A 13,612-nucleotide genomic window follows, 5' to 3' on the forward strand; every position below is an offset into this window, starting at 1 on the left:
GGAAGCGTCAGGAAGTAAGGACAGTAGCGGCCGCGTCACTGCGCGGCAGCCCCGACGTCGCGCAGGACGTTGCCGAACAGCTGCTGCACGTCGTCGAGCTGTCTTTTGGCGCGCTTGGCGGCCGCTTCGCGGTGCGACCGGTCGGCGTCGGTGTGTATGTCGAGTTCGGCTCTGGCCGCCGTCGCGACGCTCGACGGGGTCATGCCGTCGACTCCCGCGGCGGCGTCGGGGATGTTCGCGGCGAACCGCCACAGCAGCCGCAGCGCCGCGGGCGACGGGTTGGGCAGCCGGCCGACGTGTTCGGCGAGCCGGATCGCGGAGGTGAGGAAGTCGACCCGCGGGCTGAGCGGGCCGACGATGCGCCGTTCCATCGGCCAGGTCGACACCGCCAGCAGGCCGCGGGCGGGTGCGAGCAGGTCGTGGGTCAGCGCGGGGCACAGGTAGTAGGGCCGCGAGTTCGGCGCGGAGCGGAAGGACCGCTCCTCGTCGCGGCGCAGGCTGGTCAGCCGGGCCGGGACCATCTCGCCGACCTGGAACGCCTCGTGCACGGCGATGATGAGCTTCGGCGCGGCGGGCGCCCCCAGCAGCACCAGTGCCTGGTGCACCTGTTCTCGCAGCGGCAGCAGCGGGGCCGACGGCCGGGCGGGGGCGGCCGCCTTCTCGGCCTGCTGCTCGGCGATGTCGTCGAGGGCCAGGTCCCATTCGTTCTCGACCCGGCGGAGTTCGGCCCGCAGCGCGCGGGCGCGTTCGGTGTCGCCGGCGGACACCGCCTGGCGTACCGCCGTTCGCAGCTCGTCGATGCGTCGCTCGAGAGCCTCCGCTGCTTCGGTCACGCCCGACACCGTAGCGCATTCCAGCATTTCCCAGCAACAACCAGCCCGGAAGAGTGAACGATCGGCGGACCGCTCCAGCCCACACGGAGGCCGGAGGTCTCTTGAGCTGCTGGAGTTTCGGGCCCCTGGCATGTCGCTGGACAGCGTTGCGCGGGCCCGCTACAGTCCTCCACGTTCTTCCAGCATTTACCAGTCAGCTCCACTGATTACCACTGTCGGTGGCGTCATCGCTGGTCAGACGTGGTCCGGCCGATTCCGGTCGGACCACACCGAGCCGCTCCGCCGCCCCGGGCGTCAGCGCGGACCGGCGCGGGCCACCGGACGTATCCATCACTCAAAAGGGAGACACCCTCCATGAACCGCAAGCAGTTCCTGCTGACCCTGGCCGCCACCGTCACCGCGGCGACGATGCTCGCCTGCGGCGCCGGCGCGGGCGACACGTCGTCCTCGGTCTCCGGCGGCGACGCCAAGTCCGTCGAGGCGGCCCCGGAGCCGACCACCGCGGTCGGCAAGGTCGGCCAGACCATCACGCTCAGCAGCGAGCTGCTCGGCGACAAGACCGCGGTCGAGGTGACCGTCACCAACCCCAAGCAGCACACCAAGGAGCCCGGCTCGTTCGGCAGCAAGCCCGAGAAGGGCGTCTTCCTGGTGCTCGACGTGACCGTCGTCTGCAAGCAGGGGACGTACCACGCGAATCCGTACAACTTCAAGTTCGTGGCCAAGGACGGCACCGTCTTCGAGGGGGCCTTCACCATCGGGTTCAAGCCCGGCCTCGACGCCACTGACCTGGCCACCGGCCAGAAGACCGCCGGGAAGATCGTCTTCGACGTGTCCAAAGCCGCGCTCACCGGCGGCCGCGTCCAGATCGATGGCGTCGGCCTCGACTCGGACAAGCCCGCCGCCTACTGGACCCTCTGACCTTCGCCGCTCGTCCGGTGGCCGGCGGGCCACCGGACCCTTCCCCCGGCGCGCGGCTGGTCGGCTTGGTGCGCGAATACCAAGCCGGCGACGCCTGCTCCCCCGTCGACTCTCAGTGAAGGCGATGCCATGACTCACGACGAACCCCTGGTCGAGCTGCTGTTCGACCGCCTCGCCGCCGACGGCGTACCCGATGATGTCGCCGATGTCGTGCTCGGCGCGGTCGGCGGTGACGACGACCTGCGTGCCGCCCTCGACGGGCGCACCACCCGCCTCGACCCGGCGGGGGACGGCCCCGCAACGCGGCCTGCCCACCTCTACCTGGACGCCGTCACCGTCGCCGGGTTCCGCGGTGTGGGACCGCGGCGCACCCTGGCGGTGCGGCCGGGGCCGGGCCTGACGCTGGTCGTGGGACGCAACGGCTCCGGCAAGTCCAGCTTCGCCGAGGCGATCGAGCTGGCACTCACCGGCGACAGCGCCCGCTGGGCCGACCGCAACAGCGTGTGGCGCAGCGGCTGGCGCAACCTGCACCAGCCCGACGCCTGTGCCATCGCGCTGGACCTGCGCATGGACGGGCAGGCCACGCCCACCCGCATCAGGCGCGCCTGGCCCGCGGAGGGCGAGCTGACCGACGCGACGGTGTCCGTCAGCTCCCCCGAGGGCGAATCCGGCGGTCTGGACACGCTGGGCCTGGCCCGGCCGCTGCGGCTCTACCGGCCGTTCCTGACCGCCGGTGACCTCGGCCGCCTGGTCACCAGCACGTCCACCGCGCTGCACGACTCCGTCAACGGCATCCTCGGCCTGGAGCTGCTCACCGAGACCGACCGCCGCCTGCAGGCCGCCGCCAAACCCGGCGACGCGCTGCTCAAGGACCTCCGCGAGCGCCGCCTCGCCCTGCGTGCCGGCCTCGACCAGGTCGACGACGACCGCGCCCGCCGGGCCGCCCGGCTGCTGGCCGCGACCTCCCCCGACCTCGACGAGCTGGACTCCGTGCTGGCCGAGCCGGTGGGCGGCGACACCGACCGGGCCGTCGCGCTGCACCGGCGGCTCGCCGAGCTCGCCCTGCCCGACCCGGCCGTGGTCGCCCGGCTGTCCCAGGAGCTGGCCGCCTTCGCCGAGGAGAGCAGAGGGTACGAGGAGCGCCAGGTCAAGGCCTCGGTGCGCACCGCTGAGCTGCTCCGGCTCGCGATGGACCACCACGCCGACAACGGCGACGGCCCGTGCCCGGTGTGCCGCACCGGCGCGCTGGACGGCGCCTGGCGGGAGCAGGCCGACCTCGCCTTCCGCGAGCTGCGTGACCTGTCGCTGTCGGCCAACCGCGCCGCGTCCCAGATCACGGAGCTGACCCGCCGCGCCCGCCAGCTCACCGCGGACCTCGACCCGCCCGCCGGCGGGGCGCTCGACCTGGCCGGCGGCGACGGCGCGGCGCTCGCCCTGCTGCGCGATGCCGTGGCCGCCCTGCGCCTGCTGCCCGGGGCACCCGCCGAACTGGCCGCGCACCTGGCCGACCGGTACCCCGCGGTCGCGCAGGCCGCCGAGCTCGTACGCGAGGAGTCCGCCGCGTACCTGCGCGAACGCGACACCGCCTGGCAGGCCGTGGCCGGTGAGCTGCGCGCCTGGGCCGCCGCCGCCCGCCGCGAACCGGCACTGCAGGCCGAGCAGGCCCGCCTCAAGGCCGCCCGCGCCTGGCTCAAGCGGACCGCCGACGAGATCCGCAACGCCAGGCTGGCGCCGTTCGCGGCGCACTCGCAGCAGATCTGGCGCTGGCTGCGCCAGGAGAGCAACGTCGAGTTCGGCGGGATGACGCTGCAGGGGTCCGGCACCCGCCGCTCGGTGGTGTTCAACGTCAGCGTCGACGGAGCCGACAACGGCACGGCGCTGGGCGTGATGAGCCAGGGCGAGCTGCAGGCCCTCGGCCTGGCCACGTTCCTGCCGCGCAGCTGCGCGGCCGAGAGCCCGTTCCGGTTCGTCGTCATCGACGACCCGGTGCAGAGCATGGACCCGGCCAAGGTCGACGGCCTGGCCCGGGTGCTCGCCGACCTCGCCGCCGACCGGCAGGTGCTGGTGTTCACCCACGACAGCCGCCTGCCCGACGCCGTACGCCGCCTGGAGATCGACGCGCAGATCCTCGAGGTCGTGCGCGCCGAGCGGTCGGTCGTCACCGTGCGCGAGGCCGCCGACCCGGTCAGCCGCTACCTGTCCGACGCCGACGCGGTGGCCCTGTCCCGCGACGTGCCCGACGAGGTGCGCGCGCCGGTCGTGGCGGAGCTGTGCCGCTCGGCGCTGGAGGCGGCCTGCCACCGGGTCGTCTGGCGGGTGCGTGCGGCCCGGGGCGAGCCGGTGGCCGCCACCGAGGCGGCGCTGGACAGGGCGGGATCGAGCGTGGCGGTGACGTTCGCGCTCGCGCTGTTCGACGATCCCGGGCGCGGCGACGAGGTGCTGCGCGGCCTGAACAACCGGTTCGGGCGCGGCGCCGGGGACGCGTACCAGGCCTGCCGCAAGGGTGTGCACGGCCACTGGCAGGGCGACCTGCCGGGGCTCGTCCGCCAGGTGCGCCGGATCACGGAGGGGATGCGATGAACACCCAGGTGGAGCGGTATCTCGCCGCGGCCGACGGGATGCTCGGCGGCCGCGACCGGGCCGGGGCGAGCGCGGTCGACGGCGGCTGGTGGCCGAAGGCGTGCGCCTGCCTGATCCGGCTCGCGCTGGAGACGGCCCTCGACGAGTTCTGGCGCCGGACCGCGCCAGAGGTCGCCGCGTACGGCAGCGGGCGTACCAAGCTGCTGCTCCTGCGCCGGCGGCGGGACCGGGCGCTGGCCCGGGAGGCCGCCTACGCCTGGAGCACGCTGTCGCGCGCCACCCACCACCACTGCTACGAGACCGCACCCACCCACGCCGAGCTGCGCCGTCTGCACGACGCCGTGACGGTGCTGGTGGGTGGCCTCTGATGGAGTCGCACGCCCGGGCACACGCTCGCTGTCCCGGCCGGCAACCCCGGTCAGGCGCTGCGGCCGACCACGCCCCACGGTGAGTCCGACCCCGCCGGGCCCCTGGCCTGGCAGCTCGACTCGAAGCGGGAGTGGTGGTAGTCGAGCCGCTCGTTGCGCTCGGTCTGCGACACCCGCTGCCACGCGCCCTGGCTGACGGTCCACCAGGTGCCGTCGGTCTTGGCGAAGGTGTTCATCGTCGAGGACATCGGCGTGACGAGGCCCTGCTCCCACCGCGCCACCATCGCCTCGTGCGTCATCTCCGTCAGGGTGCTCATATCGGGGCGCGCAGTCGGCAGGTCGTCGGCAAGCACAGTGGCATTCCTTACGAAAGGGGGCGGGCTACCTCGAACTATGCGCTGTGCGGCGGCCATTGGGCAAGCGTTCCGAGGACGCGATGTGGTCTCGGCTGCCGCCACGCGACACCGAGCGGGCCTCACGGGGACGGCGCAAGGAGGCCGTCGTCAGCGCGGACCCGGGTCGGTGGACTCCTGCGGGGGCAGCGGGGTCAGCCCCGCCGCGGCCGCGTACAGGTCGAGGCGCTGGGTCAGGTTGGCCTTCAGCGGGGGGCACGGCGGCTTGCCCTCGCGCCACAGCTTCGGGCAGGCGCCGCCGCACACGGGCAGCAGCCGGCAGCCCCGGCAGCCGGTCTCGTCGGCGTCGAGCGCGTCGTACCAGTCGTCGTAGGCGCCGGCGGGCCGGGTCTGCCCGGCGGGCAGCTCGGTGACCGTGCCGACGTGCTGCTCGGTGTAGCCGGGCACCAGCGGCTGCTCGGTGCAGGTGTAGACGCGCCCGTCGGGGGCGACGACCTCGCTGTGTGCGCTGACCGCGGTGCACACGACCGGCCGGGTGACGGTGGGCAGCGGCGTGCTGGCCAGGCCGGCCCGCTGGTAGGCGGCGTACCACGCCAGCTCGACGCGGGCCTGCTCGGCGCGGTCGAGGGCGACGCCGCCGACGTCGTTGCCCCAGGAGTGGATGGGCGCGGGGTAGAAGACGACCCGCCGGTCGGCCAGCCCGGCGTCGGCCATGGCCGCGGCGAACATGTCGGCCCGGTCGGCGTTGTGCCGCCCGACGTTGGTGCGGACGGTGAAGCGCAGCCGCGCGAGCTGCGGGTCGGCCAGCGCGGCGCGGACCGCGGCCACGATCCGGTGGTAGGAGCCCTGGCCGCTGTTGAGCGGCCGGGACGCGTCGTGCACCGCGGCGTCGCCGTCGAGGGTGATCTCGATGTGCCCGACGGCGCACTCCTGGTGCAGCACGCGCAGTTTGCGGGCGTCGAGCAGGGCGCCGTTGGTGACGAGCTTGGCGGCGTAGGCGACGCCGTGCTGGTGCGCGTCGGCGCGGAACCTGGCGGACAGGGCGCGTATGGTCGCGTACCCCATCAAAGGCTCGCCGCCGAACCAGCGGACGGTGATGGTGTCGTAGCGCCCGCCCGCCGCGGCCTGGCGCACCCGCTCGGAGAGGGCGTCGCGGTGGCGGCCGGGGGCGATGCCGGTGCCGCGTTCGTGCTGCTGCCCGCAGTAGTCGCAGCCCATGTTGCAGTAGGCGGTCGGCATGATCACGAACTGGCGGTTCCTGCCGTCGGCGGCGGCGCGGCCGGCGGCGATGACCGCCCCGGCCTCGTCGGTGCCGTCGGCGACGAGCAGGCCGAGCCTTTCGAGCTGGCCGAGGGAGCCGGGGTCGACGGTGTCCAGGGCCGCGGCGCCGCGCAGGGCGTCGACGGTGGCGGTGTCCAGCAGCAGCGCGGTGGCCGTGGCGGTGTGGTAGACCGCCCGCACCGGGCGCCCCGAGGTGTGCCGGTAGGTGCGCTGCCCGAAGGCGAGGTAGCGGCTGGGGACCAGGGCGGTGGCTGGCATGGCGGCGGCCTTTCGGGGCGTCGGTGCGGGACCGCCGCGGGCGGCGGGCGGGCCGGGCGGGCGGCCGGCGGCGGGCGGGCCGCCGGCCTGCGGGCGGCTCAGGCGTAGGCGCAGCCGAAGTTGATGCTCTCGTTGTCGTCCTCCGGGCCGCCGGCGAGGGTGATGACCTCGATGACGGCGCCGCGGTCGGCGCCGGGGTCCGGCTGGTCGGTGGGCGCGGCCGCGGCGAGGCCGGGTGCGGCGGCCACGGCGAGGGCGGTGGCGGCAAGGACGGTCGCGAGACGGTTCGTGGGCACGTGATCCTCCTGGTAGGACCGTTCATATCGAAAGATTGTGATGGTGGAATCTGGCATTCAAAATAATCTGAGCGATGAAAACGTGTCAAGCGTTGGTGTATAGTCGAACCGTTGGTACGAAACAGAACGAGAGGTTCAGCCGTGACCGAGGTGGTGACCAGGCGAGTCATCGAAGACGTGTCCACGCTCAAGGCGCTCGCCGACCCGATCCGCATGGCGATCCTGGAACTGGCGATGACCGAACCGGGACGCACCTGGACAGCCAAGGAGTTCGCCGGCATCGTCGGCATCTCCCCGACGAAGATCTACTACCACCTGAACCTGCTGGAGCAGCACGACCTCGTGCAGATCCGCGACACCCGGGTGGTCAACGGCATCATCGAGAAGCAGTACGGCGCGGGCCAGCTCGACCTGACCTTCAGCCGCCGCACCGACGACGACGGGGAGTCGCTGCGCACCGCCGTCGGCCGCCAGTTCGCCCAGACCCGTGACGAGATCGACCTCGGCCTGGCGGCGGGCACCATGTCCGTCGACGCCGGCGCCGCCGAGCGCGACCGGCTGCTGGTCAGCCGCGCCGTGGCCAGCATCGACGAGAGCCGCCTGACCGAGTTCCGCCAGGAGCTGCTCAAGCTGGTGCACCGGTTCGAGCAGAGCTCCGGGCCGCACCGCTTCGGCCTGCTGATCGCCCTGCACCCCACGCGCGGCGAGTGACACCCCCGTCGGGGCGGGTCACCCGCCCGCCCGCCTACGGCGCCGCCTGCTGCTCCCCCGACGGGAAGTCCCACCGCAGCGCCTCGTACAACGCCTGATAGCGCCGCTCGCGCCGGCCCCTCGTCCCGCGCTCCACCACGACCTCGACCAGCTGCTCGCTGTCCAGGATCGACAGGTGGTAGTGCATCAGCGTCGGCGCGATCCCGGTCCGCTCGGCCAGCTCGCGCACGGAGAAGCTCCGCTGCGGATGGTCGAACAGGATCGACAGCACCGCCAGGCGTACCCCGTCGCTGACCGCGCGCAGCTCGCCCAGACCGGCGATCCGCCGCAGCCGCGGCACCGGCTCGGTCATGGCGCCCCCTCCCCTTCCAGGTGCGGACCCGGGCTCGATGTGTCACACTTACCTCAGCGACGCCCCCGGCCCTCCCTGACGGCCGGGGGCACGCTTGTCTCCGGACCGCCCGCTAACGGCGCTGCCGCCCGACGGGCAGCAGGTAGATGGCGATGTTGTCGATGCCGTCCAGCCCGACGACCTCGTGCACCACGTCGTCGTAGAAGCCGCCGATCATCCCGACCGACAGCCCCGTCGCCGCACCGACCAGCGACAGGTTCTGCGCCAGATGCCCGGCCTCGGCCGTGGCGAACCGCAGCCCGCGCAGCCCGTACCGGGGCCGCAGCCGGCCCAGCTCCACGTACAGGGCGAGCATCGCGGGCAGCGCCGAGATGTCCAGCCCCTCGTACGGCGAGCGCCCGGGCTGGAACCAGTCGGAGGTGGCGACCAGGTCCACGTCGCTGGGCGCGTCGCCCAGCTGCCACAGCACCCGCTCGACGGGGTCGACGTGGTAGCAGCCCGGCGCCAGCCCGGCCACGTCCCGGGCGATCAGCCGCAGCCGCGCCACGTACTTCGCCCCCGCGCTCGGGTACGGCCGGTGCCCGAACCGGTAGGTCGACCCGTCGGGCAGGGTGATCTGCTCGTGATGCGACACCGAGTACGCCGTCCACAGCAGCGTGCCGAGGTCGGCCGCGTCCACCGGGCCCGTCAGCGCGCCGCGGGCCGAGCGCCTGCGGCGCAGCACGTCGACCAGCGTCGCGTTCGGCGCCTCGTGCGCGGGCAGCGGCGTAGGCGGGCTCATCCCGGGGAACCGGGGCAGCGACGGCGGGCCGTCGGCCTCCCGCGGCGCGTGGTCGCTCGCCCCGCCGAGCAGGTACTTGCTGGCCTCGTGGTAGCCGCGGTCGGCGGCCTGCACCCCGTCGGCGAAGAACGGCTGCGGCCCGGCCGGGGCCAGCGCCGTGCCCGCCACGAGCCAGCACACCGACCGCTCCTCGTCGGGGGTGATGCCCAGCCGGTTGAACATCATGTGCAGCTGCGACGCCCACACGGCCAGCCACCGGCCCGCACCCGCGGCGGGCTCCAGCTCCCGCAGCCGGGCGTGCGCGTCGCGGACCGCCGCCGCCCAGCCGGTGACCGGGCTGCGCCGCCCCTCCGGGTCGGCGGCGACCGCCTCCACCGTGCGGGTCCAGCGCCCGTTGAGGGTCGCCGCCTGGGCGGCCAGCACCCGGGCGGTGCGCTCCTGCATCAGCGCCGTGGGCAGCATCGCGACCTCGCCGTTCCAGCGCCAGCCCGCGGCGTGCGCCCGCAGCCACCGGGCGGCGCCCAGCCGGTCCAGGCCCAGCGCCGTCGCGGTGGCGATGGTCAGCTCGGTGGCGGCGGCCAGCCGGGTACGCGGATCGGGGGTGGCCGCGACCACGCGCACGGCGACCTCGCTGCTGCGGCAGAACACCTCCTCGGCGGTGGCCAGCGCGTCCGGGCCGCCGTAGCGGGCGGTCTCGGCGACGTAGGCGATCTCGCGCACGTCACCGTGCCGGTGCCAGTCCGCCTGCGACCGGGCGGCGTTGCCGCCCAGCCCCCGGTAGTAGGCCTCCCCGTCGATGTCGGCCGCGGTGAACGGCGCCTCGGCCAGCAGCCGGCCCAGCTCGTCGCGCAGCCACGCGGCGGTGGCCGGGTCGGTGCCGCGCAGCCGCAGCCGCAGGTGCGGCCCGCCCTCCCAGTAGCGGATGTAGAACCAGTCGGCGACCCGGCCCTCGTCGCGCAGCCGGTCCAGCAGCGGCGCGACGGTGCGGCACAGGAACCGGTCCAGGTCGCCCGCCGGCCAGTAGGCGAAGCAGTGCAGGCTGAGCCAGACGCGGGCGTCGCTCGCGAGCGTGGGGGCGGTCACGGCAGCACCTCCGGTGGGCTGAGGTCGTAGGCGAAGTCACGGACGCGCGAGCGCCCGACGAGCAGCAGGTAGAGGAAGTCCTCGGTGGGCGGCGCGCCGACGGCGGCCTCCAGTCGTGCCTCGCGCACGCTGCGCACCGGGCGGCACATCAGCCCGGCCGCGCCCGCCGCCACCGCCACGTGCTGCGCGAACGCGCCCGCGGCCAGCAGCAGCCGGTGGTATCCGGCCGCGCCGCCGTCGCGCACGGCGGCGGTGACGTCGGCGGTGACCGCCCAGGCGAGGTTCATGCCCGCGACGTCGACGGCCTCCCGCGGCATCGTGAACGCCTCCTGCACCCGGTCCATCGGCACGCCCTCGGCCAGCAGGCGGGGCGCGGGGCCGTCCGCGGCGTACAGGCCGGGGGCCAGTCCGGCGACCCGGGCCGCGACGGCGCGGTGGCGCAGGCCCGGCCAGGCCGCCGGGGAGCCCGCGGGCGGCCGGTGCGCGGCGGCGGCGAGCAGGTCCAGGGTGCCGCCGGGCAGCGGCCGCGGGTCGGCGTGCAGGCCGCGCGGGCTCAACCCCGAGCTGCGGTACGCCGCCCGGCGCCCCGCCACCCGCCCATGCCCCGCGGCCGGGGCGCCGTCGGGGCGCAGTGTGACGGTGAGTCCGCTGTCGCCGTACGCCGTGTCGGCCCGCCAGCCGTGCTCGGCGGCCGCGTCGGCCAGCGCGGCGGCGACATGCCCCGCCTCCAGCAGCACCAGCGCCTCGGCCAGCGCGCCGTAACCGGTCGGCAGCCGCTCCGGGTGCAAGGACAGCTCCAGCGTGAGGCCGTCGCCGCTCACCGGTCGGCCGCCGTCGCCGACCAGCGGGCTCCCTGCGAGCGCACCGCCGCCCGGCGATGAGCCTTCGCGGCGGACCGGCCCGGCGGGCGCGCCGACGTCCGGCGACGAGCCTTCGATGTTGTCCGGGCCGGCGGGCGCCTGGACGAGCCGGTCGCGGACCGGGTCGACCAGCAGCCTGCGGGCGCCGTCCACGATGGACACGTCGACGAGCCAGGCGGCGCGCGGAGACGGGTAGACGCGGTGTTCGTTGAAGGTGTTCCACGGCTCCCAGCGCCGCGGGCTCAGCACCGTGCGCAGTACCGCCACCGGCACGGGATGCCGCCGGGCCAGCTCGGCCAGCGGCAGCCCGCCGCGGCCGGGCGCGACCCGGCGCGGTGACGTGCCCGGCCGCACCGACTTGCCGTGGGTGTGGTCCCACACGCGGGACAGGGTGGTGTCCATGGCGGTCCTCACGGGAACGGGTGGGGGTGAAGGGGCAGGTCCTCGTACCGCTGCGGGGCCGGCAGCCGGCCCAGCCGGTGCGGCACCTCCAGCAGCCGGGGCAGGCCCAGGGTGCGGTGGTTGACGTGGCCGAACGTCATCGGCAGGCTGCCCGGCACAATGACCTTGGCCGAGTGCAGGCCCAGCCGGTCGCGCAGGCGCGGCTCGGTCTGGTCGACCACGACCACCTCCAGCCCGGCCGCGTCGAGCCGGGCGACCGTCTCGGCCAGCAGCATCGTCAGGTCCGGCGCCGGGGCCGGGTGGCCCGGCCACAGCTCGCGCCAGTCGTGCCCGTCCTGCTCGCCCAGCAGGAACCGGTGCCGCTGCGCGGCCTCCGGCAGGCTGTTGAGCGCGACGTGGTCGTCGAGGGTGTCCACCAGCGTCGGGTCGTCGAGCATCGGCAGCAGCCGCGACCGGTCGAGGTAGCCCGGTTTCGCGCGGGCCACGTCCGGGGTGACGAACAGGTCGACGACGGCCTCGGCGGCGGCCGAGCGCATCGCCGCCCGCGGGTCCGGGTGCGCGCCCGCGGCGAACAGCGCCTGCGGCCCGCCCGAGCGCGGATCGGTGGCCCGGACCAGCGACAGCACGGTCGGCACGCCGAAGTCGTTGGTCGCGTCGAACAGCAGCAGCTCGTATCCGGCGGCCTCCAGCCGGTCGGCCTGGTGGCCCAGCACGGGGTCGTCGGCCGGGACCGCGACCCGCCGCAGCGGCGTCTGCGCGTACCAGGCCATCAGGAACGCGTCGCGCTCGGCGACCTCGTACAGGCCGTACAGCACCGCCTCGGTGAGGTTGTTGCCCAGCCCGCAGCCGTTGGAGCTCTCGTACAGGAACCGCGGCCCGGCGCCGTGGCGCAGGCCCCAGTACGCGACGTGCTCGGGCACGGTGGCCAGCCGGTCGCGGGTCAGCGACCAGCCGTGCACCCAGCCGGTGCGCAACTGCGGCGTGTAGGGGGCCAGCCGGAACCGGGGATGGCCGGTGTAGGCCGGGTCGTGCAGGCCCAGCCGGGCCGGGTCGACGGTCGTCGCCGGGTCGAGCTCGTCGTAGGAGGCGTGCAGCACGGTGCGGCGCCCGTGCGGGCGCATCCCGGTCCAGCGCTCGGCCGCCTCGAACAGCGCGACCCGCTCGGCGCCGGCGTAGCCGCGGGCGCGGCCGTACCCGGACTCGCGGACCGCGCCCTCGCCCGACAGCTCCGCGGTGACCAGCGGCAGCGGCAGCCGCTCGGTGCGGCGCACGTGCGCGACCGGGCCGTGCCGCCAGTCGAACAGCTCGGCGCGCAGCCCTTCGCGGGTGGTGCGGTCGTTGGCCGCGCGGTACGCGTACGGGTCCGCCGCCGCCACCGGCGGCAGGCTGACGCGGGCGGCGTCCGGGGTGTCGTCGGGCAGCGGCGCGCAGACGTCGCAGCCCTGCCGGGCCGGGCGCACCCGGTGCGTGGACACGGTGAGCCGGTCGGCGCGCAGCGCCAGCACCCGCCCGCCCCATCCGGCCGGATCGGCCAGGATCCGGGCCAGCAGGGCGGCCGTGGCCGCCAGCAGCGTCGGCGGCAGCAGCCCGCCGAAGGCCAGCTCCGGGGTGCGCTGCGGCACGGCGGGGCCGAACACGCTCAGCCGGGCCCCCTCGGCGCAGGCCAGGCACACCGGCGCCCCCCGGTGCAGCACCGGGCCCACCAGGATCAGCCCGCCGTCGCAGCGCACCGGCAGCACCGGCCGCCGCCCCGCCCACGCCAGCCGGCTCAGCTCGGCTGCCTGCTCCCGGGTCCACCGCTGCAGCACCACGACCGCGGGTTCCCCCTCAGGGTCCAGCGATTGCAGCGCTTCGGGCAGGTCGACGGCGTGCAGCGCGGCGGCGAGGGCGGTCATGACGCCCACCGCACGACCGTGAACCCGACGGCGCCCAGCGCCCGGCGCAGCTGCGCGGCCTGCTCGGTCAGGCCGTCCTCGGCGGCGGCGCCGTCGACGGTCCACACGGCGGCCCGCGACAGCTGCGGCAGCGAGCGCAGCGCCTGCTGCAGCCCGTCCTCGGCCGCACCGGCACCGGCCGGCCAGTCCCAGCCCGCCGACCACGCCACGGTGTCCGCATCGGAGGGCCGCCAGACCGGCGCGGCGCCGGACAGGGTGACCGGGCCGGTCGGCACGGCGGCACCGGCTGCGCGGGCCTGCGCGGCGGCGACCGCGGCCAGCGCCGCGAACGCGACGGCGTCACCTGCGTCGGCCTCCACCGCCCAGGCGACGACCTCGCCGCCGCAGGCGATCTCGGCGTGTACGACACCGGGCGCCGGCTGCCGCACGTGCACCCAGGCCGGGTGTCCGAACCGCAGGGTCAGCGCCTTCCACCAGCGGCGGGCCGCTGGCGAGCCGCTCCACGCCGTCTCGGGCAGCGCGACGGCGTCGAGGTCCTCGACCACCGCGTCGGCCAGGCGGCGCAGCGCCAGGCCGCGGGCGTGGCGCTCGTCGACCCCGACCGCGACCGGCCCGGCGTCACCGGCGGCGAGCAGCCGCTC

The 13,612-nt window shown here is 75.3% G+C and carries 13 protein-coding genes; 4 read left to right on the plus strand and 9 right to left on the minus strand.

The features are described 5' to 3' along the window. Positions 1-35 precede the first annotated feature (35 nt). Positions 36-833 (minus strand): hypothetical protein, encoded by a 798-nt coding sequence (locus AB0J67_RS03645; RefSeq protein ID WP_363475852.1) that lies wholly within the window; start codon positions 831-833, stop codon positions 36-38. A 354-nt stretch (positions 834-1,187) separates the two neighbouring features. On the opposite strand from AB0J67_RS03645, the gene AB0J67_RS03650 reads away from it, so the two are divergent. The 3 genes from AB0J67_RS03650 to AB0J67_RS03660 all read left to right on the plus strand — a co-directional run bounded on the left by AB0J67_RS03650 (position 1,188) and on the right by AB0J67_RS03660 (position 4,699). Next, positions 1,188-1,751, plus strand: a complete 564-nt coding sequence (locus AB0J67_RS03650; RefSeq protein WP_363475853.1) for a DUF4352 domain-containing protein — start codon at positions 1,188-1,190, stop codon at positions 1,749-1,751. A 129-nt stretch (positions 1,752-1,880) separates the two neighbouring features. Then, positions 1,881-4,331 (plus strand): AAA family ATPase, encoded by a 2,451-nt coding sequence (locus AB0J67_RS03655; protein WP_363475855.1) that lies wholly within the window; start codon positions 1,881-1,883, stop codon positions 4,329-4,331. Beyond that, complete coding sequence (locus AB0J67_RS03660; RefSeq protein WP_363475857.1) at positions 4,328-4,699, plus strand: hypothetical protein; 372 nt, start codon at positions 4,328-4,330, stop codon at positions 4,697-4,699. The genes AB0J67_RS03655 and AB0J67_RS03660 overlap by 4 nt, the downstream gene beginning before the upstream one ends. A gap of 50 nt (positions 4,700-4,749) precedes the next feature. Here AB0J67_RS03660 and AB0J67_RS03665 read toward each other — a convergent pair whose 3' ends face one another. The 3 genes from AB0J67_RS03665 to AB0J67_RS03675 form a co-directional block, all read right to left on the minus strand. Then, positions 4,750-4,998 carry a hypothetical protein gene (locus AB0J67_RS03665; RefSeq protein WP_363475859.1) on the minus strand — a complete coding sequence of 83 codons (249 nt, stop codon included), beginning with the start codon at positions 4,996-4,998 and terminating at the stop codon, positions 4,750-4,752. Positions 4,999-5,202: 204 nt separating this feature from the next. Then, positions 5,203-6,591: a radical SAM protein gene (locus AB0J67_RS03670; RefSeq protein ID WP_363475861.1), complete on the minus strand. Its 1,389-nt coding sequence runs from the start codon at positions 6,589-6,591 to the stop codon at positions 5,203-5,205. Between the two features lie 98 nt (positions 6,592-6,689). After that, entirely contained in the window at positions 6,690-6,887 is a 198-nt protein-coding gene (locus AB0J67_RS03675) for a hypothetical protein (protein WP_363475863.1), read from the minus strand. A gap of 141 nt (positions 6,888-7,028) precedes the next feature. Here AB0J67_RS03675 and AB0J67_RS03680 point away from each other — a divergent pair, with 141 nt between their 5' ends. After that, positions 7,029-7,598, plus strand: a complete 570-nt coding sequence (locus AB0J67_RS03680) for a helix-turn-helix domain-containing protein (protein WP_363475865.1) — start codon at positions 7,029-7,031, stop codon at positions 7,596-7,598. Between the two features lie 34 nt (positions 7,599-7,632). Here AB0J67_RS03680 and AB0J67_RS03685 read toward each other — a convergent pair whose 3' ends face one another. The 5 genes from AB0J67_RS03685 to AB0J67_RS03705 form a co-directional block, all read right to left on the minus strand. Beyond that, positions 7,633-7,950: a winged helix-turn-helix domain-containing protein gene (locus AB0J67_RS03685; RefSeq protein WP_363475867.1), complete on the minus strand. Its 318-nt coding sequence runs from the start codon at positions 7,948-7,950 to the stop codon at positions 7,633-7,635. Positions 7,951-8,062: 112 nt separating this feature from the next. Next, the gene (locus tag AB0J67_RS03690) at positions 8,063-9,814 is read right to left on the minus strand and encodes a thiopeptide-type bacteriocin biosynthesis protein (RefSeq protein ID WP_363475869.1); all 1,752 of its coding nucleotides are present in this window, start codon (positions 9,812-9,814) and stop codon (positions 8,063-8,065) included. Further along, positions 9,811-11,076, minus strand: a complete 1,266-nt coding sequence (locus AB0J67_RS03695) for a hypothetical protein (RefSeq protein ID WP_363475871.1) — start codon at positions 11,074-11,076, stop codon at positions 9,811-9,813. Before AB0J67_RS03695 ends, AB0J67_RS03690 begins: the two co-directional genes overlap by 4 nt. Before the next feature lie 8 nt (positions 11,077-11,084). Continuing rightward, positions 11,085-12,971 carry a TOMM precursor leader peptide-binding protein gene (locus AB0J67_RS03700; RefSeq protein ID WP_363475873.1) on the minus strand — a complete coding sequence of 629 codons (1,887 nt, stop codon included), beginning with the start codon at positions 12,969-12,971 and terminating at the stop codon, positions 11,085-11,087. Then, positions 12,968-13,612: hypothetical protein (locus AB0J67_RS03705; RefSeq protein ID WP_363475875.1), on the minus strand; the 645-nt coding region annotated here is incomplete at its 5' end. The genes AB0J67_RS03705 and AB0J67_RS03700, both read right to left, overlap by 4 nt.

Origin of the sequence: Catellatospora sp. NPDC049609, from assembly GCF_040675365.1 — a bacterium.
GTDB lineage: Bacteria > Actinomycetota > Actinomycetes > Mycobacteriales > Micromonosporaceae > Catellatospora.

What these genes read in the sequence shown, in the direction of transcription:
- AB0J67_RS03650 (WP_363475853.1), top strand. Translation starts at nt 1,188, where the DNA reads ATGAACCGCAAGCAGTTCCTGCTGACCCTGGCCGCCACCGTCACCGCG.
- AB0J67_RS03655 (WP_363475855.1), top strand. Translation starts at nt 1,881, where the DNA reads ATGACTCACGACGAACCCCTGGTCGAGCTGCTGTTCGACCGCCTCGCC.
- AB0J67_RS03660 (WP_363475857.1), top strand. Translation starts at nt 4,328, where the DNA reads ATGAACACCCAGGTGGAGCGGTATCTCGCCGCGGCCGACGGGATGCTC.
- AB0J67_RS03665 (WP_363475859.1), bottom strand. Translation starts at nt 4,998, where the DNA reads ATGACGCACGAGGCGATGGTGGCGCGGTGGGAGCAGGGCCTCGTCACG.
- AB0J67_RS03670 (WP_363475861.1), bottom strand. Translation starts at nt 6,591, where the DNA reads ATGCCAGCCACCGCCCTGGTCCCCAGCCGCTACCTCGCCTTCGGGCAG.
- AB0J67_RS03685 (WP_363475867.1), bottom strand. Translation starts at nt 7,950, where the DNA reads ATGACCGAGCCGGTGCCGCGGCTGCGGCGGATCGCCGGTCTGGGCGAG.
- AB0J67_RS03695 (WP_363475871.1), bottom strand. Translation starts at nt 11,076, where the DNA reads ATGGACACCACCCTGTCCCGCGTGTGGGACCACACCCACGGCAAGTCG.
- AB0J67_RS03700 (WP_363475873.1), bottom strand. Translation starts at nt 12,971, where the DNA reads ATGACCGCCCTCGCCGCCGCGCTGCACGCCGTCGACCTGCCCGAAGCG.